We start from the raw sequence: 20130 nt of genomic DNA on the forward strand, positions 1-20130 counted from the left end.
CATGGGCCGAGCGTTGACCTCGGCATTGCGAGGCGCGGCGACCATCAGCAGGCCGGGCAAGAGGTTATTCGTGACGGCCCCCCGAAATCATGAAGCGGTGATGCGGGGCGTGACTTCCGCGCTCAATGTGCTGGCAGGGTCGTACCTTGGAACGCGGCGAGTTGCCATGCGTCTTCGCGCCGCAGCCACACCGCCAGGTAGCAAGTCGTGATGTCGCGCAGTTCACCGTCTCGGTGCACCTGTGCGTGCATTTCGCCGGAGACCAGGGCGCAATCCGGCATGTGCGTTACCGCCAGCCGGTCGAAGCAAAGGCGCTGGTAGACGACGTGTCCCGAGGTCAGCCTGGCAATCAGGCTCTCACGCGAATCGGCGCTGCCGGTGGAATGCACGTAGCGCAGATCGGGCGCCAGCAATCTGCGCAAAGCGTGCTCGTCGCCGGCGAGCATCGCTGCACGTCGTTCTTCCTCCAGTAGGAGGATCCGCACGGCCTGGTCCAAGGCTCACTCGTCGCAGATGCCGTTGCGCAGCACACCGATCGCGTCCACCTCGATCTCGCAGACATCACCGGGCTTCATGAAGACCTGCGGCGTGCGCTTGTTGCCGACGCCACCCGGCGTGCCGGTCACGATGACGTCACCGGGCGCAAGCGGGACGAACGTGGAGATGTAGGCGATCTGGCGCGGAATGCTGTGCACCATCATATCGGTGGTGGCCCGCTGCATCTCCTGGCCATTCAGCCGCGTGACCAGCGTCATCTTCTGGTCGGCGGCGATCTCGTCGGCCGTCACCATCCAGGGGCCGAAGCTGCCAGTGCGCCAGAAGTTCTTGCCCGGCGTCCACTGCGAGGTGTGAAGCTGCCAGTCGCGCACGCTGCCGTCGTTGTAGCAGCTGTAGCCGGCGATGTGCGACCAGGCATCGGCTTCGGAGATATGGCGGCCGCCCTTGCCGATGACGATCGCGATCTCGCCTTCGTAGTCCAGGCGTTCGGAGGCGCGCGGGCGCACGATGTCTTCGCCGTGGGCCAGCTGCGAGTCGGCCACGCGCAGGAAGATCACGGGCTTTTCCGTCACCTCCTTGCCGGTCTCGCGAATGTGCTCGGCGTAGTTCAGGCCGATGCAGAAGATCTTGTCTGGGTTGGGAATCACCGGCAGCAGCCTGACGTCGGCCAGGGACAGTGTGGCCGTTGCGGCGGCCACCTTGGCGGCTGCCTGCGAGACGAGGTCCGCGGCGATGAACGCCTTCAGATCCGGCGCACGATCGGCAAAGATCGCGCGCAGATCGACCACGCGGTTGCCCACTACGGCACCGTAGCCGTCCTGGCCGTTGTGGTGATAGCTGATGAGTTTCATGGGAATTTCCTTGGGGAGGGTTGGGGTGGATCTAGGCCAACCGACCTCCGATGCGCGTCGTGGCCTCGGTGATCAGTCGGACCAACTTTTCAAGGTCGACGATCGCCAGGCGCGAGGTATCGAATACGAGGGAAATGGCAGCCCAGGCGCCGCCATCCGACTTCGGGATGGGTGCGGCCACGGCCGCCAGCTGCGGCTCCAGCTCGCCGTTGGATACGTAGTAGCCCGCCTTGCGGATGGCCGCGTAGTAGCGGCGAAACTCCGGCCACTCCGCGGGCAGCCCGCAACGCACAAGCTCCTCGTGCCGCGACTCGAAGACCTTCTTGAGCTGGGCGGGACCGAAGGTGGACAGCAGCACCTTCGGCGCACCACCGAGGAACAGCGGCCGCGGGCGGCCCCGCCCGTAGGCCAGCTCGGCCGGCATGCCGCCCATCTCGCGGTGCGTGTCGAGCACCTGCATGCCGAACACGCCCGTCACCACGCAGTCGAAGCCCGTGGCCGCGACCAGCTCGCGAAGGATCGGCAAGCCGACCTTCAGCACCGGATCGGCGCGGCGGATGTAGTGGTCCAGCAGGATGATGCGCGGCCCCAGGGCGTAATGCGAATCCTCCACGCGCTGCAGCAGGCCCGCCTGCAGCAGCAGGCGCACGTAGCGGTAGCTCGTGGGCAGCGAAACGTCCAGCGTCGTGGCGATGTCTTCCGCCGTGCGTGTCAGATGGGTGTCGTCGAAGAGGTCGAGCACGCCCAGCATGCGTTCCAGGCTCGACGTGGAAGATTCGGACACGGCAGTTCCCCAATGAATAGTTCATGGCGCGACGGGGAGGTATTGCGAAATGCGATCCAGATCAGCCCCTGATCGCGCCACGCCGACGATATATCGGTCGGGCCGCAGTATCACGGCATTGGCGTCATGCGCCTGCAGCCAGGCGTCCAGGCGTGGATCGGGGCGGTCGATCACCACGGCATCGCTGTGCAGCCAGCGCTGCACCGTCGCCGGCGCGGCCGCCGAGAGCGTGTTCCTGTGTCCGATGACCGCACTTCGGCGGCCGAGCAGTTCATCGAGCAGGCGTCCGTCCGCGAGTCGCGGCTGCGGAAAAGGCCGGCCGGCGGGGCCGTCCGCCGCGGCGTCGAAAGCGCCTGCGCCGAGCAGCTGCGGCGGCAGCTCGAAGATCTCCGGCTGACCGGCCTTGAACTTCGCATCGCGCTCGGCGGCCTGCTGCAAGTCGGTGGTCTGGATGATGCTGCCCAGGCGCACGGCGAGTTCGATCAGCGCGCGCACGTGCGGCTTGCGCTCGGACTCGTAAGTGTCCAGCAAGGTGTGCGGCGCGCGGCCGGCAAGCACCGCATCGAGCTTCCAGGCCAGGTTCGAGGCATCGCGGATGCCTGCGCACATGCCCTGTCCGAGAAAGGGCGGCGTCTGGTGGCACGCGTCGCCGGCGAGGAACAGGCGACGCTCGCGCCATCCGTCAGCGATCACCGAGTGGAAGGTGTAGATCGCTGCACGCTCCAGCGTCGCCTGGTCGCGGCGCACCCAAGGCGCCACCATCCCCCAGAGATGGTCTGGCTGGACGAGCGCCTCGCGGTCGTCGTCGGGCAGCACCATGATCTCCCAGCGCCGGCGTGCGCCCACCACGTGGCAGTAGGTCATGGGCCGGCGCGGATCACAGTGCTGCACCGTGTGATCGGGCAGGTCCACCGGCTGCGTCAGCACCACGTCGAAAACCAGCCAGGGCTGGCGCAAGCCCAGGTCGACCATGGGACTTCCGATGTGCTGGCGGATGGGGGAGCGGGCACCATCGCAGCCGACGACAAAGCGGGCCTGCGCCGAATGCATCTGGCCGCTGTCCATCGCGCGATAGCTCAGCGTGGCGACATCGGCGTCCTGCCGGATATCGATGAACTCATGCCGCCGCTTGACTTCGACCTGCGCGAAACGCGCGATGCCATCTCGCAGCACCGCCTCGAGCTGCGGCTGGTGGAAGTAGTAGTTGTTGGCGCATCCGTGAGGGCCGAGCGCGGCCGTGCCGCCGCGGATGAGCATCGTCTCGCCCGCGCCGTTGACGAAGTGCATGCCCTGCGTGCCGGGGCGGGAGATCGCCAGCACCTGCTCGCGAAGACCGGCCGCCTGAAAGGTGCGAAGCACCTCGCCGTCGAAGTGGATGGCACGCGGCAGTGAAAAGATGCCGGCCTCTTTTTCCAGCACAAGCACGGACCGGCCTGCTGCGCCCAGCAGGTTGGCGAGCATGGCGCCGGTCGGCCCCAAACCCACGATGGCCACGTCGTAGACGTGCGAGCACTCAGGCATTCTGGTCTTCCTGCATGCGGCACGCGATGTCGGCCTGCCATTGCGCGCGGCTCATGAATTTGGGAAAGCGCTTGGCGATGGCCTCGGCCTGCATAAGGATGGCCTCGTCTGTCTGCGCCAGGTCAATGCTCTCGCGCAGCGGCTGGTCGCAGTACCACGGCGTGTCCATGAACAGCTCGAGCCGATTGCCTTCCGGATCGCGGCAATACACCGACACCGCGTTGCCATGGGTCACCGGGTGCATTTCGGTGGCGCCTTCTGCCAGCAGCCGGTCATGAAAGCCGCGCAACGTGGCCAGATCGGGTACCCGGAAGGAAATCTGGTTCACAACGTTGAAGGTCATGTCCGCGGGCCGTCCCGTGGCGAGCACCAGCTGGTGGTGCTCGGTGGGATCGCGGCTCAAGAACACCAGCTGCACCGTGCCTAGGTCGCCCGCATCCGTCTGCGTGAAGCGAAGCGCCTGCTTGTAGAAGCCCGCCATGCGCGGCAGGTCGGTGACGTACAGGCCGATGTGGCTGAACTGCAGATTCGATGTTGGGGAAGGTTGCATCAATTTGTCTCCATTTGAGAACGGGCGGCATCAGCAGGGCGTCGATTGGATGAATGTTTAGAATATTATCGTATTTTGATAATGTAAGTGATTTTTGTATGATCCGATCTCGTGCAATTGGCACGGATTCGCAGATGGAGACAAATTCATGACCTTCCTCAAGAGGCTCGCCGTCCATTCGTTGGCCGCCCTGGCGCTCGCCGCGGGCTTCGCCTGTGCCGCCACTGCTGCCCCTCAGGCCGAGTACCCCACCAAGCCGGTGCGCATCATTGCCCCCTTCCCGGCAGGCAGCGGCCCCGACGCCAACGCCCGGGAGCTCGCGGCCGAGCTCACCAAGATCCTGGGGCAGTCGTTCTTCGTCGAGAACCGGCCGGGCGCCTCGAACATCATCGGCACCGAGGCGGCGGCCAGGGCGCCTGCGGACGGCTACTCGCTGTACATCGGCACCACCAGCTCGCTGTCGGTGGTGCCGCACCTGTACAACAAGCTGCCGTTCAATGCGGAGCGCGACTTCGCGCCGATCAGCCTGCTGGGCGTGCTCAACACCGGGCTGATCGCCCACCCGGGCGTGCAGGCCAGCGACGCGCGCGGGCTCATTGCCCAATTCAAGGCCAGACCCGACTTCGCGTCGGTTGCCACGCAAGGCATCGGGAGCTATTCGCACCTGTCGGCCGTGTGGTTCAACAACGTCGCGGGCGTGAAGGCCAACCTCATTCCGTACAACAGCAACAGCCCGTACACCGACCTGCTGGCGGGCCAGATCCAGTTGATGTTCGATGGCTTGCCGGCCGCTGCGAGCAACGTGCAGGCGGGCAAGCTCAAGCTGCTGGCCATCACCGGCAAGGAGCGCCACCCCAGCTTTCCGAACGTGCCGACCTTCGCGGAACAGGGCTTGCCCGACTACGCGCCCATCGCCTGGCAAGGCGTGCTTGCGCCCGCGGGCACGCCGCCGGCCGTCCTGGAGAAACTCAGCGCGGCCATGCGCAAGGTTTGCCAGTCGCCTGAGCTGGCGAAGAAGTGGCGCGACTACGGCGGCGAACTGCGCTGCAACACGCCGGCCGAGTTCACGGCGTTCATCAACGCGGACCGCGCCATGTGGGGCAAGGTGATTCGCGAGGCAGGCGTGAAGCTTGACTGATCGCGTCACGCATCAAATCGACCCTCACCCTCAACTTTGCACCTGCGGATAACGCACTCTCAAGCCCTTCGCGATGCTGAGCGCTCCAAGGCATCGCGCCGTCAACCTATCATTGTTTGGAGTTGCCCTCGATGGGCTGCCTTCGGAAGATCGCAATCGGTTCGTGATCAAAGGAGAGCCAGCATGACAGGGATCGAAAGTGGGCCTTGCTTCAGATGGGGCGACCACTGTGTCGTGGTGACGGCTGCACGCCGCGGGGATGACAGGTGGGCAGCCGTCGCTATCTCCGGTGAGCAAGGTGGATGCGCCCCCCAAAAAAAAAAAAAGCGACGCTTACGGCACTAGAGCGGGCTGCTAGCGTGCTGACAGGTGGCCCAAAAGCAGATCACCGTTGGCGCACCTCTTTGAGGCGAGATTAAAAACCTGCCTGGTCAGCGCGCCGTTCGGATACCCCCGCCGCCTGAAGAACTGCGGGGCACGCCACAGGTCTGCTGGCATTCACACGAATCAATCGGCAAGCAACGACCAGTCACAGGGTCATAGCCGACCGCGGACTGCCGCGCATTGTTTGCTGCTGATGCGACTGGAGGTTTGCTCACCGCTCCTGCTGATGAATGAGCCTGCGGCACGCAGCGACGCCCGCCAGACTGCACTTGGTTGCAGGCGCTTTCGGCCGCTGCGTACTGTCGTTGGCGCTCTTGTCGCTCCGCCTCGATCTGTGCCGGTGTGGTGCCGTCCGTCGGACAGCCGCCGGCAATCATGTCCAGCACCGTCTTTGTCATGAACATCACCGTTTCCGTCCTAGCGGTCACCGATGCATTGGGCGGCACCCTGGTCGTCATGACAGTTTGCTTCATGGCTTCGCAGGTCTGGCTGGAAAGGCGCGTTCCTGCGGGGCGGCCGGCTGCGTTTGCCGTACCCGCTGGCGACGAACCTCCGCCCGCTGCCGTGCTGCCACCGGACTCACCTGTTATCTGCCGCGCCGTCGTGGCCGTCAGCGGATGGTCGGGGAAGCGGCTCATCAGTACGCGCTGCACTTCCCGGGCGCGGGTGCGGTCGCCCTGAACGTTCAGTTCGTCGGCTCGCGCGAAGAGTTGGCCGGCATTCATCGCCTGCAAGCTGGCACGGAATTGCTGCTCGGCCTGTGCGGCAACCTCCTGCTTACGTCGTTCCTGCTCTTGTGCCTGCAACAGCTTGTCTTGCTCCGCCTTCGCCTCGGCAGCCTTGCGTTCGGCCGGAAGATCAATCTCAGCGATAACGGTCTTGCCTGATCCGTCGTATTGTCTGCCCACCGATAGCTTGCCTTTTTCGTAGTTGCCCGCTTCCGCCAATGTGCCGTCTGCACGCAACAACCGCCCCGCGTCATGCAGACTGCTGACGATACGTCCTTCAAAGCGCCGGCCGTCGGCATAAGTCTTGATTCCGGTGAAAGTTTGTTTGCCGTTGTCGTAAGACCAAGCTCCATCGAGCAGGTACAACTCGTCGCCGCTGATACTGAGGATTTGCCCCCGAAAAAAGTGTCCATCGATAAATCTTCCGACCGTGCGGGCAGGCCCGTCGATGGACTTTCTCCCGGTCATCGGGTTGGGCGTCGTCTTCCTTGGTGCGTCTCCGTCGCCCTTCAGGCCGTTATCGCCGAATGTTCCGCGCTCGATCGAGCCATACTCCGAGATCAACGTGCCAACGCCTTGGCTTTTGCCGTCGCGTACCTGTCCGTAATAGACCCACTGGACGTTGGTTTTCCACCGGCCGGTCAACACCTCGCCTGCTCCGACCGCGCGAACCACGTCGCCGATTTTTCGGATCGTTTCTCTGGCTTCTGGGGAGCGCTCCTCCAAGTCGCGCGCGTTCGCGTAGGCCTCGCCTCCCAAAACGGCGGTGAACACTGCGTCCGGCGTGACCTCCTTGCGGATGCCAAAAAGCGTTTTCGTTCCCTCGCCGATAAGCGGCTGCAAGCGCTCCAGATAACCTTTGGCATCGGCGCAGCGGCGATGGCTGTTCAGGACATAGCCGCAGCCAATATGCGCTTTGCAGAGCGCCGCAATGGGCGCAACGGTCTCTTCCTTCAACTCCTCGCACTTCAACTCAGGCAGGGGCTGTGCGTGGGCGCTTAGGGGGATGGCCAGAACGCTTGCCCAGAAGGCAAGGCCCAGCGCGGTTGTCTTCATCATTGGGGCGTCTCCTCGATCCGGACGGCCAAAAGTCTAGTCGTGCAATTTGTAGACCAAATACCGCATTTGTGGGAGCCCACGGAACCCGGTGACCACAGTGCTCGGGTCAAGAAAAAGCCCGCACGAAGGCGGGCAAGGGCGCCTCGGGAGGCGGTTCAGATGGGGAGCTAGACGAAGTCCAAGGAGCTAATTGTTGACAAGAGTAATGCAAATTACTAATGTTCGACGATGTGCGAAGCCGCCGGCTGTTTCCTCCGACCGCATCGGGTGCAGAGATGACCCGCACGGATGTGGCGCTGCGTCTCTCCGAGTTGACTGACCTGGACCTGGCCAAACTGCCGGACGATGCCGTTTCGCAAGTCTTGCAGATGATCGGTGAACTGAACCCGAGCAGTAGCTGCTACGAGTCCAACGTCGAAACGATTCTGAGCCTAGGGGCGGTGATTTGGACATTTCCGCCGCACATGGATAGGGTGGCAAGCGGCGTTTAGCGATCGCTCTGGACTTCGTTCACGAGGTCAGTGTTGAATGACAAGCAGCGCCGATGCGAAGCGACCTCTATCGCCGAGGCCGAGAAGCGCCCCTGCACTGATTTGACCGTGGCCGGCGCATATGTATTCTGTGCGCCGCACCGCCGAGTTTTGGCCTCTGGAGCCTAAAGACAGCATGCGCCAGTCTCGCGATGTGGCGCGGGTCATCGTTGAAGGCGATGGAGTAGACAACGCGGCACACCATGGTGAGCCAGTCACCGTCGAGCTTGCCGTTGCACTGGTCGTGCAGCTCTTTCTTAAATTCGTGCCACCACGCCTCCTGATCGGTCAGGGTGCGGCCGGCGATCACGATGAGGTTGGCAGGCTTCCACATGGGCGGATGCTACTTCTCGCTTTCTGCTCATGTGCAATTTCACATCGACCAGCCCTCGGTCTACAGTGCCGAGCCGAGTCGCAACAACGCTCCCTGCCTATGATCACCGTGAGGAAAAAGTACAGTCCCCAACGCGAAATCCTCAGACGACAGGGATGATCGAAGGCTGGGGTCTAAGCCTCTATGCGATGGCCCAATGCGGCAAAGCGATTGAGGAGCGCAGGCGTGAGGAACAAATCTACATGAAGGTCTAGACGGCCATGCCACGCAAGCTACAGAGGTCGATGCAGGCCAGACGACGATGACGGTCCGTTGGGTGCTCTGGGGCTGTTGTTGCCGTAAGCTGCGCAAGTATCCGTCGGCGGCGTGGGGCAGCCCCGTCTGTGCGCCAAAAGCTAGCCCTCTTAAATGCCCCGTTATTGGCGGTTGAGTGCTGGCTGGTTCTGGCGAGCAGCTGCGAGTCGATCAGTGCGGGCACCGAATCTGCGATCGTGAGCCAAGGATGCCGCCTCCCCAGCTCACGACGTTTTCAGACTGCCGAGAAGCGCTCCGCCAACCTTTCCCGCTCGAAGGCCTCGACCACGAAGTCGACGAAGGCCCGAGTCTTGGCCGGTAGCAGCCGCCCGCCAGCGAAGTAGAGCGAGATGGGCCCGCCGTCGGCATACCAGCGTGGCAGCACGCGCAGCAGCGCGCCGCTTTCGAGATGTGGCAGCGCATGCGGCATCGCAACCAATGCGACGCCCAGGCCGAGCAGCGCTGCCCGACACAACGCGTCTGGGTCACTGAGCACGATACGCGGTTGCAGCTCGACAGGAGCCTGTGCGCCGGCACTGTCCCGCATCATGCGGTCGCGCAGCCGGCCGCTGTGTACCGAGCGCATCACGATGCCGTCGAGCGTCGCTAGGTCGGCCGGCTCGCGTGGTGCCTTGCGCCCCGCCATGTAGGTTGGCGATGCCACCGCGACAATGTGCGCACGTGCCAATTCACGCGCCACGACGCCGGGCGTGAGTTCGGTACCGCCGCCAATGGCCGCGTCGTAGCCCTCCGCGATCAGGTCCACGTGCCGGTTGTCGAAATGCCAGTCGGGGCGCACGGCCGGGTGGCGCTGCATGAATGCCGGCAGCAGCGGCACCACATAGTCCACGCCGAAGCCTGGCGCCATGCTCACCTTGAGGACGCCGGCCGGCTGCCCGGCCTCGGTCGAGACGCCCGCAATGGCGGTCTGAATGTCCTCCAGTCCGCCCGACACCGACTGCAAGAAGCGCTCGCCCGCCTCGGTGAGGGTGAGGCGTCGTGTGCTGCGCTGAAACAGCCGCACGCCGAGGTTGGCCTCAAGCCTCGCCACGTTGCGGCTCACGGCTGCGGGCGTCAGACCCAGCCGGCGCGCCGCCTCGGAGAAGCTGCCCGACTCGGCGCTGCGAACGAAGGATTCGAGATTGGCGAGTGTTTCCATGGCCTCTTATTTTCAAGCATTGCTTGAAAAAGATTCCAACCATTACCGGCTACCGCGAAATGAGTCCCGGGCCGACCATTGCGCCATGTCCAACCCCTTCCACCAAGGAAACACCATGACCTCCTCGTCTTCTTCTTCCGTCTCTTCTCTTTCCACCGCCACGCTGCCGCTGTCCGGCAAGGTGGCTCTCGTGACCGGCGCCTCGCGCGGCATGGGCGCCGGCATCGCCCGCCGGCTGGCCGCCGACGGTGCAGCGGTCGCCATCACCTATGTCGCCTCACCCGAACCGGCGCAAGCCGTGGTCGCCGCCATCGAAGCCGCGGGCGGCAAGGCGCTCGCCATCGCCGCCGATGCCAGCCGGCCCGACGAAGTGCGTGCTGCGGTGGCGCAGGCCGTCGCTACCTTCGGGCGCCTGGACATCCTCGTGAACAACGCCGCCATCGCTATCGGCAAGCCCGTGCAGGACATCGGCCTTGACGACTTCGACCGCATGGTGGACGTCAACCTCAAGGGCCTGTTCGTTGCCACGCAGGAAGCGCTCAAGCACATGAGCGAGGGCGGCCGGGTGGTGAACATCGGCAGCATCAACAGCCAGTACGTGCCTTACGCCGGCGGGGCTCTCTACGTGATGACCAAGGCCGCCGTGGCCGGTCTGACCAAGGCGCTGGCTCGCGACCTCGGCCCGCGTGGCATCACGGTCAACAACGTGATGCCCGGCCCGACCGATACCGACATGAATCCCGCGACCAGCGACTTCGCGCAGCAGGCGCGCACCTACATCGCGCTGGGCCGCTACGCACACGTGGACGAGATCGCCAACGCGGTGGCCTGGCTCGCCAGCCCCGCAGCGAGCTTCGTGACCGGCGCGAGCATCGCGGTTGACGGCGGCTATTCGGCCTGACCCCCTCGTTCATCCACACAAGGAGCTTCACCATGAAGATCGGATTCATCGGCGCCGGCAGCATCGGCCTCGCGCTCGCCAAGCAGTTCTCCAACGCCGGCCACGACATCGTGCTGTCGAACAGCCGAGGCCCCGAATCGCTCGCCGACCCGGTACGCAGCACCGGCGGCAAGACCCGCGCCGGCACGCGCGCCGAAGCGGCGCAGGCCGACATGCTCGTTCTCTCGGTGCCCTGGCAGCACTTGGGAAGCGCCACTGCTGGTCTGCCCCCACTGGACGGCCGCATCGTGATCGACACCATGAACCCGGTCGAGATGCCAGGCTTTCGCCTCGCCGAACTCGGCGGCCGCACGTCGAGCCAGGTGGTGGCCGACCACGTGCCGGGTGCGCGCGTGGTGAAGATCGCAAACACGCTACCGCCGCCCCTGCTCGCGGCCGATCCGCGCACGAACGGCGGGCGCCGTGTGCTCTTCATGTCGGGCGACGACGCGCAGGCCAAAGCCGAAGTGGTGAGGCTCTTCGAATCGCTGGGCTTTGCGGTGGTGGATTTGGGCGGGCTCGCTACGGGCGGCGCGATGCAGCAGTTCCCGGGCGGACCTCTACCAGCGCTGAACCTTGTCAGGCAAGCGTAGCCGGACGGGAATGATGCCCAGGATCTCCGGGCGCCAAGCGTGCGGCTCAGGCTATGTCGACCGATCAGGCGGGTCCGACTTCAGCCACGCGCAACCGGTAGAGGCCGACGTCGACGAGCCCCGCGCGGAAACCGGCCTCGCAGTAGGAGAGGTAGTAGGTCCACAAGCGCTTGAACGCGGCGTCGAAGCCGAGTGGCTCGGTCTGCGGCCAGGCGGCGAGGAACCGGCGACGCCACTCTGCCAGGGTTCGCGCGTAGTCCTTGCCGAAGCAGCGGGAAGCGGCTCGTCAAGGCGCTCTGCACTTCACGGGCACGGGGGGGGGCTTCCTTGGGCCATCAGTTCGTCGGCGCCTGCGAACAACTGTTGGGCGTTCCTAGGCTGAAGTCTGGCCTGGGACTGCTGCTTTGCGCGTGCAGCGTCCGCGCGCTTTCGCCCGTTCTCGGGCTCCGCCGCGAGCGTTGCCTGCTCGGCGGCCTCGCGAGCCGCAGCCTGGCAGTCGGGGGAAGATTGACATCGGTACGAATGCCAGAAAAGCACATGGGGTTTTTGGGACTCGGCAGGTCGGCAAAGCGGGAAAGAAGTCGACCTGGCATCCAGCTCAACATGGCCCTAAGGCGGTCTCTGGTCCGATTGTGAGAGTAGCCTGTTCGTGCTACGGTGAAAACGCTTGTTGCTCGCGCCAATCATCGATCCTGGTGCCACGCTTGTACTGAGTACCGCGGGGTTCCACATGGATGGCGAAGCATTCCTATACAGTGGGAGGTCGGGCCTTTGGGTTTACACCATTTGCCGGACCCGCGTTGACGGCGCGTTCTATGCAACTGCGGACATAAGTTTTAGGGGGGAGCAGCAATGCAAGCTTGCATTGAATCTTCCCGATTCGACGGATAGCGCGGGCGTCGAATCGCTCAAGCAGAGATGCCTCGCTTGGATTCAGCAGGCCGAAAGCGCAACGTCCAAGGCTGAGGACGTTTTCTTTGGGCGGTGAAAACCGCTGTCACATGTGCCATCAGTACAAATTGATGTCATTCGTCCGACGCGCGGACGCGGCTCGCTGCCCGGCGCGACGGGCTACGTTTTAGGAGCGTGACCATGTGGAAATGCAGAAACTGCAGTCTCGAGGTCATGCCTCGATCCGCGGAGCCCAAGATCGATGGCGATGGCGTCTTCTTTTTGTGCTCCGGATGCAAGCAACGAAACGACTTGGTCAATGTGGCTGACGATCGTGATGAGTACGAATTGGATCAACCGAGCGTCGATTGAACTGGCCCGCTGCACCGTGTCGAGTTCGATCTGATTTCGGTGCGTGCCCGACCCGGCGTAGAGAGCTCTCTCAGCTCACGGCATTGACTGCGTCCTTCAAGGCCTTGCCTGGAGAAAACTTGGGCGCCTTGCTGGCCTTGATGAGGATTGGTTCGCCAGTCGACGGGTTTCGGCCAGTGCGTTCTGAGCGATTCGACACCGAGAACGTGCCAAAGCCAGTCAACTGAACGGCGTCACCGCGTGCCAGCGCGCGTGAGAGATTTTCGATGACGGAATCGAGTGCTCGAGCAACATCTGCCTTGCTGAGGTCGGTATCTGCAGCGATGGCCGCGACGAGGTCGGTCTTGTTCAAAGTAGGAACTCTTTCAATGGGATGTGAACGGGTGATCGGCGGTGCGAATGCGCGCCGGATTCAGTCTACGGTCCGCGAGGACCAAGTCACGTGATCGAAGTGATTCAAACTTGAAACATCGTGATCAATCTCGCGTGTGCTTGATTCAATAGACGAAGGGCTCGTTGCCATCCGGCAAGGCGTTGCTGAAGCGGCTGCCGAACTCGTGCGATGCGCATTTGGTGGATGCAGAGCGCCCGATACGAAAAAGACAGGTCGAACAGGGTCAACGTACTGAGCAAGACACCGATCGTTCCCTTCGGTCTCGGTCCTTCGAGGCGCCCGGAGCATCAGTGCGGTGGACTATGGCGCGTCCTATCCGGCTCCTTGGAGCTGGCCAGTTGAGAGTCTTGAAGGGCCAGGGCTCGATCGATGGAGCGCCGCGAAAACACTTGCGATTGCCCGCAGTTCATGCAGCGATACATCTGAACCCGGGGTAACAGGCGAAGCCATGCCTGCCCCGGGACATTTTCCAGATGCTTGATGTTGCACGAGCATGCAAAGTACGGAAGCTTCATCGCGATACCGGGTGGGCGCAACATTCCTGCGGAATTGCGAAGTTGCGGCTTGGTGAGGGCCAGCATTGACGGCTGCGTCTTTGCGAAGGGGCGGCGGAACGCTTCCAGGAAGGGGGCCTAGGGGCAGTCTAGGCCGTGAGGGCCATGTCCGCCATCAATTCTTCTTTGCGAGTGGTGAGTTGCTCGCGCATGGCAACCAGGTCGAGTCCCCGCGCGGCACGCGCTTTGGGGAACATCTCGTTGCGCTCTTCCTTGACGTGGTGGTCGATGTACTCGCCCAGGACCTTCACCTTCGCATCGAACATCTCATCGACTTCGGTCGAATCCTGGATCTGCGCAATTAAGTCTTTGGCGCTCGCATGTTCAACCTCGGCTTCGTCGAGCAGTTCAGTTTCCTTGATGGCTTCGCGCACTGCTGGATAGAGGATCTCTTCTTCGAGTTGCGTGTGAACGGTCAACTCCATGCAGATCTGCAGTGCAAGATCTCGCTTCTTCTCCGAGGCGCTGGCAGCTTTTGAGCTGGCAAGCTCCTCGTAGGCGGCGAACATCTTCTTGACGTTCTTGTGATCGGTGTCGAGTAGCGAGCATGCATCGGGTTCATGGCGCTTGGCTGTCATCGGGGTCTCCTGGTCGGTGGGTCCCCAACATCTCAGGGGTGGGTGCTTGTGGGCGTAGGACGGCGTCGCTGCGGGAAGCCGTCAATGTGCTGAGGCTATCCGGTGCGTGAACTGTGGGCTCAGCCCCAGGAGCGGGAGAAGTCCGTTCTGCTCATGGAAGAGAGAAGGGCCTTGCGGGGATTGAGGGAGGTCCTTTGACCTAAACTGCGCCGCTTCGAGAAAGGGAGCGCTTCATGCCGATGGATTTCCTCAAGAAGGTCGAACACGAAACGTTGCCGCTGACCGTGACCGACCCCATGGACATCCGCAACGTCGCGGTGCTGGTTGCCGCGGGGCTTGTCGAGGCGATCCTTCCAGAAGAGGCTGAAGCCCATGACCTGCCAGCGGTTGTTCTGCGAATCACGCCTCATGGCCGGGGCGAGCTTGAGCGGATGCGCGACAGGCCGCTGTGAGAGCCTGCGCAGCGCAGGAGAAACATCACTCGGTGTTGAGTGCAAGCCGCCAAGACGATAGCGCACAGCCAGTGAGCAGGAGGTTGGGTGGCTTCCCGCCTCCTCTCGACGCGCGCAGCCGAGGCGAAGCGCGAGAGGGTCGTCAGATCAACCCGAGCGCGCGCAGCTTCGCATCGGGTGCGGAGTAGGGCCGCTCGCACACGATCTTGTCGGAGCCTGGTGCGAACTCGAAGCTCGCCGCCAGGCGGATGCGAAATTTCCGGCCGGTGGCATCGAACACCTTGCCGTTGGCTTGCAGCGGCCCGAGGTGCGTTCCGCTGAGCCAGAACTCGACCAGTACCGTGTCCTGGTCGGCGGCGATGGCGATGATCTCGTTGGCCAGGTCGGGAAAGGGCGTGCGCGAGCTGCGGAAATAGCCGCGCACTTCTTCCTCGCCGTCGAACACCACGCCGCTGCCGTGCATCTCGTAGCGGGGATGCTCGAAGGTGTCGATCACCGCATCCCACTCCTGCGTGCACTCGAGCGCCATGTGATCGCGTACCGTCTTGATGCGTGCCGCTTGAAGGGTTGTGGTCTGCACGGAATCTCCTGCTGGTTGGTGAACGGGGTGGTCGGGAGCCGTCATGGCACCGGGGCGATGGCGTTCGCGCCCATGCGGCGGATCGGGTCCTTGCCGTCCCATCCTTCGGCCGCGTGCCGGATGTCGCGGAAGTACTCGCCCTTGCCGCCGGCCATCTCGGAGATCTCGAACATGCCGCTGGGCAGGTCGGGATGCACGAAGTAGGCGAAGCGCCCGCGCATGCCCATGCGGCCACTGTGGCCCTCGACGTAACCCGTCGAGCGCAGGTGTCGCACGGCGTCGTCGAAGCCATCGTCGCTCCAGTAGGCCAGGTGCTGGGCGCCCTCGCCGCCGCGGCGCAGCGAATCGAGGTAGAGCGAGGGGGCGTCGTCGCGCTGCTGGATCAGCTCGATCTGCAGGTTGCCGGAGTTGGCCAGCGCGATGGACAGCCGAGGCAGGCGCGACGGCTTGCCGTAGTAGTTGAACTCGGTCGTGCCGACCTCTTCCTTGTAGAACCATGGGCCCACGCCCAGCGTGCGCGACCAGTGGGCCATCGCCTTCTCGATGTCGTGAACGACATAGCCGACCTGGCGGGCGCCGCCGAACAGCATGCTCATTGAATGGACTCCTTGGGGCGTGGTCAGCGCATGTACGCGCCGCCGTTGACGTCGAGCGTTGCGCCGGTCACGAAGGACGACAGGTCGCTTGCCAGGTACAGGCACGCGCCCGCGATGTCTTCGGGCTGGCCGACACGGCTCAGTGGAAAGGTCTTGCCCAGCGCGTGCTTGTTGTCGTCGGAGTTCGCGCCGCGCGAGAAGTCCGTCATGATCAAGCCCGGCGTGATGGCGTTGGCGCGAATGCCTTGGGGGCCCAGTTCCTTGGCCATGGCGCGCATGAGGCCCAGCACGCCGGCCTTGGCGGCGCAGTAGTGGCTGCCGCCGAACACGCCACCGCCTTGCTGCGCGGACATCGACGAGATGCAGATGATCGAGCCGCTGCGTTGTTCGATCATGGTGGGGATCACGCACTGCGACATCTGGAGGGTGCCGCGAAGGGCAATGCCCACGACCTGCTCGAAGTCCTCGGCGCTCACGTCCAGCACACCGCGTTTTTGTGTGATGGCAGCGTTGTTCACCAGCACGTCGATGCGGCCCGCCCATTGCAGCACGCGCGCCACGGCCGCCTTGCAGGCGCCGGCATCGCGCACATCGCAGCCGATGCCGATGTGCTCGACGCCGAGGGATTCGGCAGCGACCTGTGCCTGCCCTTCGTCGAGGTCGAGCAGCGCCACCCGGGCACCGTGGCGGGCGAACAGCCGTGCGGTCGCCAGGCCGATACCGCGCGCACGGGACGCACCGGTGATCAAGGCCACGCGGCCCTGCAGCAGGGGAAGGGCCGCGTCACTCATTGCTGATGTTCGCGGCCTTGGCGATCTGCCGCCAGCCCTCGATGTCTGCGGCGGTCATGGCGCGCAGTTCGTCGCCACCGACGAACGCGGCGGTGATGCCCAGGTCCAGAAGACGCGCCTTCACGTCCGGCATCTCGACGACCTGCTTCAGCGCGGCGGAGAGCTTGGCGACGATCGGCTTGGGGGTGCCCGCGGGTGCGTACAGCGCCCAGCGCAGCGCGCCCATGCGCTTGCCCGCGAAATCGATGCCTTCGTCGTCGTAGCTCGAGACGTCGGGCAGACTGGGCGAGCGCGAGGTGCAGGCGGTGATCGCCTTGACCTTGCCGGACTTGACCATCGGCGAGCCCGATGCCATGTCCACGTAGGCCAGCTTGACGTGGCCACCCAGCATGTCGGTCTGGATCTGCACCACCGATTTGTAGGGGATGTGGCTCATCTGTGCCTGCGTGCGCAGATTGAAGAGCTCCCCGCAAAAGTGACCGGTCGAGGCGATGCCCCAGCTCGCGTATTGCACGCTGCCGGGCGACTTCCTGGCCAGCGCAATGAGCTCCTTGGCGTTGTTTGCCGGGAAGTCGTTGGTCGCGATAAGCAGGATAGAGGCGGTGCCGACCTGCCCGATGGGTGCGAAGTCCTTGACCGAGTCGTACGAGAGCTTGGGATTGCTCGCGGGCAGCAGCACGTGCGTGGTCGCGCCGCCCAGTCCGATCGTGTAGCCGTCGGCCGGCGCCTTGGCGACGAAGTCGGTGGCAATGGCACCGCTGGCGCCCGGCTTGTTGTCCATCACGAACGCGCCCTTGACCAGGGGCGCCATCTTGTCGGCCAGGAGCCGGCCGAGCGCGTCGCCGCCACTGCCTGCGGCCGAGATCAGGACGAAGCGGATCGGCCGCGACGGATAGTCCGAGGGCGCCTGGGCATGGGCGGCGAATGCGAGGCCCGCGAGCGCGGCAATCCACAGTTTGCGCATGGTGTTGTCTCCTTGTCGTTGATGCTCGAATACCCGTCTACAGGGACAGTCCGCCGTCGACCACAAGCTCCAGGCCCGTCACGTAGCTCGATTCGTCGGAGGCGAGGAACAGCGCCGCGTTGGCCACGTCCCAGGCCGAGCCCTGGCGGCCCATGGGGCAGCGCGCGTTGCGTGCCTGTCGGCCGGCCTGCGCCTCTTGTTCGCTCTTGAAAAGGGCCGCGGCATGCGGCGTGTCGATCAGGCCCGGCACGATCACGTTGCAGCGCACCTGGTGCTGCGCGTACTGGCGCGCCACGACGCGCGTCATGTGGTTCAGTGCCGCCTTGGAGGTGCTGTACGACAGGAACTGCATCGGGCTCCACTTGCGGCTCGCGATGGAGGAGACGTTGATGATGGCGCCGCCGCCTTGTCGGATCATGTGAGGCACTACGGCGCGCGCCGTGAGCATGGGGCCCTTGAGGTTGATGGCGTGCACGCGGTCCCAGGACTCCTCCGTCACCTCGATCAGCTCGCCGAATTCCTCGATGCCGACGTTGTGGTGCAGCACGTCGATGCGGCCGAAGCGCGCCAGGCAGTGGTTCACCATCCGCTCGATCTGCTCGCTGCTGCGCACATCGGCCTCGAAGGCCTCGGCGATGCCGCCGATGTCATGAATGCGACGCACCGACGTCGCCGCAGCTTCGGGCGACCGGTCGACGCAGATCACCGTCGCGCCTTCGCGGGCGAAGGTGACGGCGCAGGCGGCGCCGTTGCTGATGTCGGTGCCGATGGAGCCGGCGCCGACCACGATGGCCACCTTGTCTTTCAGACGCTGCGTCATGAGGCCGCTCTCGTTTTCTTGCGGACGGCAGCGGGTGCCTTGGCGACCGGACCGCAGGATTCGCGCAGCACCATCTGGGTGGTGAGCAGGATGCGCTCCTGCTCAAGGGGGGCTGTGCTGTCCAGCCGCCGCAGCAGCAGCTCGGCCACGGCGGTGCCGACCGCTTCCAGGTCCCAGGTCAGCGAGGTGATGGCGGGACTGAAAAGCTGCGACAGGTCGGTGTCGCCGATGCTGACGACACTGACGTCATCGGGCGCCAAACGGCCCGAGTGACGCAGTGCCTGCAGCACGCCCGACAGGATGCGGGTGCCCAGGCACAGGAAGGCCGTGGGCGCCGTGGGGGAGCCCAGCAGCGAGAGGGCCTCGCTGAAGGCGAAGTCCATCGCCGACTTCTCGGCGCGGATCAGCTTGGGGTCGGGCTGCAGACCACGCTCCAGATAGGCGTCCCTGTAGGCCATGATGCGCTCGCGACCCGGACGCAACACGCTGCCGGGCGTCAGCAGTGCGATGCGCGTATGACCGAGGTTCAGCAGGTAGCGCGTGGCCTGAAGCGCGCCGTGGTAGTGGTCAACGTGCACGCCCGCGTTGTTGCCCTGGAAGTCGCGATCGAGCGCGATCACCGGGCCGTGCGCCGCCAGCTGGTCGAGGTAGGCCGGGGTCTCGGCCTGGCAGGGACCGAGGATGAGCCCGTCCACGCGCCGGCGCCGGAACAGGTCGATCAGGGTTTTCTCGCGCTGGTCGTCGTTGTGGGTGCTGGCCACCAGCAGCGCATAGCCCGCCGTCAGCAGGCGCGATTCGACCGCCGTGATGATCCGCGCGTACAAGGGGTTGGCCAGATCCGACACCAGTAACCCGACCACGCCTGTCGAGCGGGTGCGCATGCTCTGCGCCACCGAATCCGGCGTGTAGCCGAGCTCGCGCGCCGCCTTGGTGACCGCTGCGATGGCCTGCTCGCTAACGCGCCCGCTGCGGTTCAGGGCCCGCGAGGCCGTTCCAATCGCAACGCCGGCGGCCTTGGCCACTTCGCGGATGGTGATCTTGGCCTTCATGCCGGCACTTTCGCCTGTGCAAGCGGGGCAGGGAAACGCTCGGCACCGGGCTCGAGCGGCACGGCCGCGCTGTTCAGGAACAGCGCGGCCATGTGATAGAAGCTCGACGCGAAGATCAGCTCGATCACCTGCTCCTGCGGCCAGCCCGCGCCAAGGGACTGCCAGGTCTGATCGGACACCGTGCAGTGGTGGTGCAGCTCATCCACCATGCGCACGATCAGGCGTTCCCTGTCGCTCCACAGGCCTGGCGACAGCGCATGCCAGTCGGCACTGCCGGTGAGCTCGCGCACCTGCGCGGCATCCAGGCCGCACCTGTCCGCGTAGATGCTGATGTGCATGCCCCATTCGTACTCGGACCGCGTGAGCGCGCCGGTGCGGATGATCGCGATCTCGCGGTCCCGTTCGGGCAGCGCGCACTGGAACAGCACCACATGTGCCATGGCCTGGAAGGCCGGGCCGAGCTTGCTGTGATTCGCGAGCGCCAGTCGAAGGTTCAGGGGTGACAGGCCCTTGAAGGCGGTGCTCTGCACGGCTGCTGCCACCTCGGGTTCGTAGGGGGGCGGCCGCAGTGGCAAGCGTGTGGAGGGTGCGAGAAAGGGCGATGCAGAACCGGTCATGACTGCAGTTTGCAGTGGGCGTGGAAACGTTTCTACAGTGATAACCCTGAATTCCCAAAACGAAGGAAATTACGAAGGAGAAAGAAGTGCCGAACGAATGAAAACGGTT

21 protein-coding genes and 1 pseudogene are annotated in these 20130 nt (G+C 64.5%); 5 read left to right on the forward strand and 17 right to left on the reverse strand.

Translation table 11 applies throughout. From position 1 onward, the window contains the following. Positions 1–122: 122 nt before the first annotated feature. The 5 genes from AC1RGU_RS12010 to AC1RGU_RS12030 are packed head-to-tail and all read right to left on the reverse strand — an operon-like array spanning position 123 to position 4204. On the reverse strand, positions 123–497 hold the full coding sequence (locus AC1RGU_RS12010) for a nuclear transport factor 2 family protein (protein WP_159275335.1): 375 nt from the start codon (positions 495–497) through the stop codon (positions 123–125). 3 nt (positions 498–500) lie between these two features. Further along, entirely contained in the window at positions 501–1349 is an 849-nt protein-coding gene (locus tag AC1RGU_RS12015) for a fumarylacetoacetate hydrolase family protein (RefSeq protein ID WP_159275336.1), read from the reverse strand. Between the two features lie 31 nt (positions 1350–1380). After that, positions 1381–2133 (reverse strand): IclR family transcriptional regulator, encoded by a 753-nt coding sequence (locus AC1RGU_RS12020; protein ID WP_235944342.1) that lies wholly within the window; start codon positions 2131–2133, stop codon positions 1381–1383. Between the two features lie 21 nt (positions 2134–2154). Next, positions 2155–3654: a bifunctional 3-(3-hydroxy-phenyl)propionate/3-hydroxycinnamic acid hydroxylase MhpA gene (gene mhpA, locus AC1RGU_RS12025; protein ID WP_492699143.1), complete on the reverse strand. Its 1500-nt coding sequence runs from the start codon at positions 3652–3654 to the stop codon at positions 2155–2157. Beyond that, complete coding sequence (locus AC1RGU_RS12030; RefSeq protein ID WP_159275338.1) at positions 3647–4204, reverse strand: VOC family protein; 558 nt, start codon at positions 4202–4204, stop codon at positions 3647–3649. Before AC1RGU_RS12030 ends, mhpA begins: the two co-directional genes overlap by 8 nt. A gap of 148 nt (positions 4205–4352) precedes the next feature. On the opposite strand from AC1RGU_RS12030, the gene AC1RGU_RS12035 reads away from it, so the two are divergent. After that, entirely contained in the window at positions 4353–5342 is a 990-nt protein-coding gene (locus AC1RGU_RS12035; protein ID WP_159275339.1) for a Bug family tripartite tricarboxylate transporter substrate binding protein, read from the forward strand. Positions 5343–5773: 431 nt separating this feature from the next. Here AC1RGU_RS12035 and AC1RGU_RS12040 read toward each other — a convergent pair whose 3' ends face one another. Continuing rightward, complete coding sequence (locus AC1RGU_RS12040; RefSeq protein WP_492699145.1) at positions 5774–7513, reverse strand: MORN repeat-containing protein; 1740 nt, start codon at positions 7511–7513, stop codon at positions 5774–5776. Positions 7514–7788: 275 nt separating this feature from the next. On the opposite strand from AC1RGU_RS12040, the gene AC1RGU_RS12045 reads away from it, so the two are divergent. Next, on the forward strand, positions 7789–8004 hold the full coding sequence (locus AC1RGU_RS12045) for a hypothetical protein (RefSeq protein WP_159270755.1): 216 nt from the start codon (positions 7789–7791) through the stop codon (positions 8002–8004). Positions 8005–8906: 902 nt separating this feature from the next. Here the strand turns inward: AC1RGU_RS12045 and AC1RGU_RS12050 are convergent. Then, a complete protein-coding gene (locus AC1RGU_RS12050) occupies positions 8907–9830 on the reverse strand; it encodes a LysR family transcriptional regulator (RefSeq protein ID WP_159270757.1) in 924 nt (307 codons plus the stop codon). 115 nt (positions 9831–9945) lie between these two features. On the opposite strand from AC1RGU_RS12050, the gene AC1RGU_RS12055 reads away from it, so the two are divergent. Further along, on the forward strand, positions 9946–10731 hold the full coding sequence (locus AC1RGU_RS12055) for a 3-oxoacyl-ACP reductase family protein (protein ID WP_492699149.1): 786 nt from the start codon (positions 9946–9948) through the stop codon (positions 10729–10731). A gap of 32 nt (positions 10732–10763) precedes the next feature. Next, positions 10764–11363 (forward strand): NADPH-dependent F420 reductase, encoded by a 600-nt coding sequence (locus AC1RGU_RS12060; RefSeq protein ID WP_492699151.1) that lies wholly within the window; start codon positions 10764–10766, stop codon positions 11361–11363. A 64-nt stretch (positions 11364–11427) separates the two neighbouring features. Here the strand turns inward: AC1RGU_RS12060 and AC1RGU_RS12065 are convergent. The 3 genes and pseudogenes from AC1RGU_RS12065 to AC1RGU_RS12075 all read right to left on the reverse strand — a co-directional run. Beyond that, a pseudogene (locus AC1RGU_RS12065) lies at positions 11428–11622 on the reverse strand (class I SAM-dependent methyltransferase); the annotation flags it as partial. Positions 11623–12696: 1074 nt separating this feature from the next. Then, positions 12697–12978: an HU family DNA-binding protein gene (locus AC1RGU_RS12070; protein WP_492699153.1), complete on the reverse strand. Its 282-nt coding sequence runs from the start codon at positions 12976–12978 to the stop codon at positions 12697–12699. 685 nt (positions 12979–13663) lie between these two features. Beyond that, the gene (locus AC1RGU_RS12075) at positions 13664–14152 is read right to left on the reverse strand and encodes a hemerythrin domain-containing protein (protein WP_139701815.1); all 489 of its coding nucleotides are present in this window, start codon (positions 14150–14152) and stop codon (positions 13664–13666) included. Positions 14153–14385: 233 nt separating this feature from the next. On the opposite strand from AC1RGU_RS12075, the gene AC1RGU_RS12080 reads away from it, so the two are divergent. Then, complete coding sequence (locus AC1RGU_RS12080) at positions 14386–14604, forward strand: hypothetical protein (protein ID WP_062472384.1); 219 nt, start codon at positions 14386–14388, stop codon at positions 14602–14604. Positions 14605–14746: 142 nt separating this feature from the next. Here AC1RGU_RS12080 and AC1RGU_RS12085 read toward each other — a convergent pair whose 3' ends face one another. The 7 genes from AC1RGU_RS12085 to AC1RGU_RS12115 are packed head-to-tail and all read right to left on the reverse strand — an operon-like array spanning position 14747 to position 20021. Next, on the reverse strand, positions 14747–15184 hold the full coding sequence (locus tag AC1RGU_RS12085; RefSeq protein ID WP_223301248.1) for an ester cyclase: 438 nt from the start codon (positions 15182–15184) through the stop codon (positions 14747–14749). Positions 15185–15225: 41 nt separating this feature from the next. Beyond that, a complete protein-coding gene (locus tag AC1RGU_RS12090; protein WP_062472379.1) occupies positions 15226–15780 on the reverse strand; it encodes a VOC family protein in 555 nt (184 codons plus the stop codon). 23 nt (positions 15781–15803) lie between these two features. Then, on the reverse strand, positions 15804–16571 hold the full coding sequence (locus AC1RGU_RS12095; RefSeq protein WP_070059279.1) for an SDR family NAD(P)-dependent oxidoreductase: 768 nt from the start codon (positions 16569–16571) through the stop codon (positions 15804–15806). Then, a complete protein-coding gene (locus tag AC1RGU_RS12100) occupies positions 16564–17535 on the reverse strand; it encodes a Bug family tripartite tricarboxylate transporter substrate binding protein (protein ID WP_070059278.1) in 972 nt (323 codons plus the stop codon). The genes AC1RGU_RS12095 and AC1RGU_RS12100 overlap by 8 nt, the downstream gene beginning before the upstream one ends. Positions 17536–17572: 37 nt before the next feature. Further along, on the reverse strand, positions 17573–18355 hold the full coding sequence (locus AC1RGU_RS12105) for an SDR family NAD(P)-dependent oxidoreductase (RefSeq protein ID WP_070059277.1): 783 nt from the start codon (positions 18353–18355) through the stop codon (positions 17573–17575). Next, positions 18352–19404 (reverse strand): LacI family DNA-binding transcriptional regulator, encoded by a 1053-nt coding sequence (locus AC1RGU_RS12110; protein ID WP_492699156.1) that lies wholly within the window; start codon positions 19402–19404, stop codon positions 18352–18354. The genes AC1RGU_RS12105 and AC1RGU_RS12110 overlap by 4 nt, the downstream gene beginning before the upstream one ends. Next, the gene (locus AC1RGU_RS12115) at positions 19401–20021 is read right to left on the reverse strand and encodes a carboxymuconolactone decarboxylase family protein (protein ID WP_062472365.1); all 621 of its coding nucleotides are present in this window, start codon (positions 20019–20021) and stop codon (positions 19401–19403) included. The genes AC1RGU_RS12110 and AC1RGU_RS12115 overlap by 4 nt, the downstream gene beginning before the upstream one ends. Positions 20022–20130: the final 109 nt, after the last annotated feature.

Source organism: Variovorax sp. GW823-FHT02B07 (assembly GCF_058797695.1).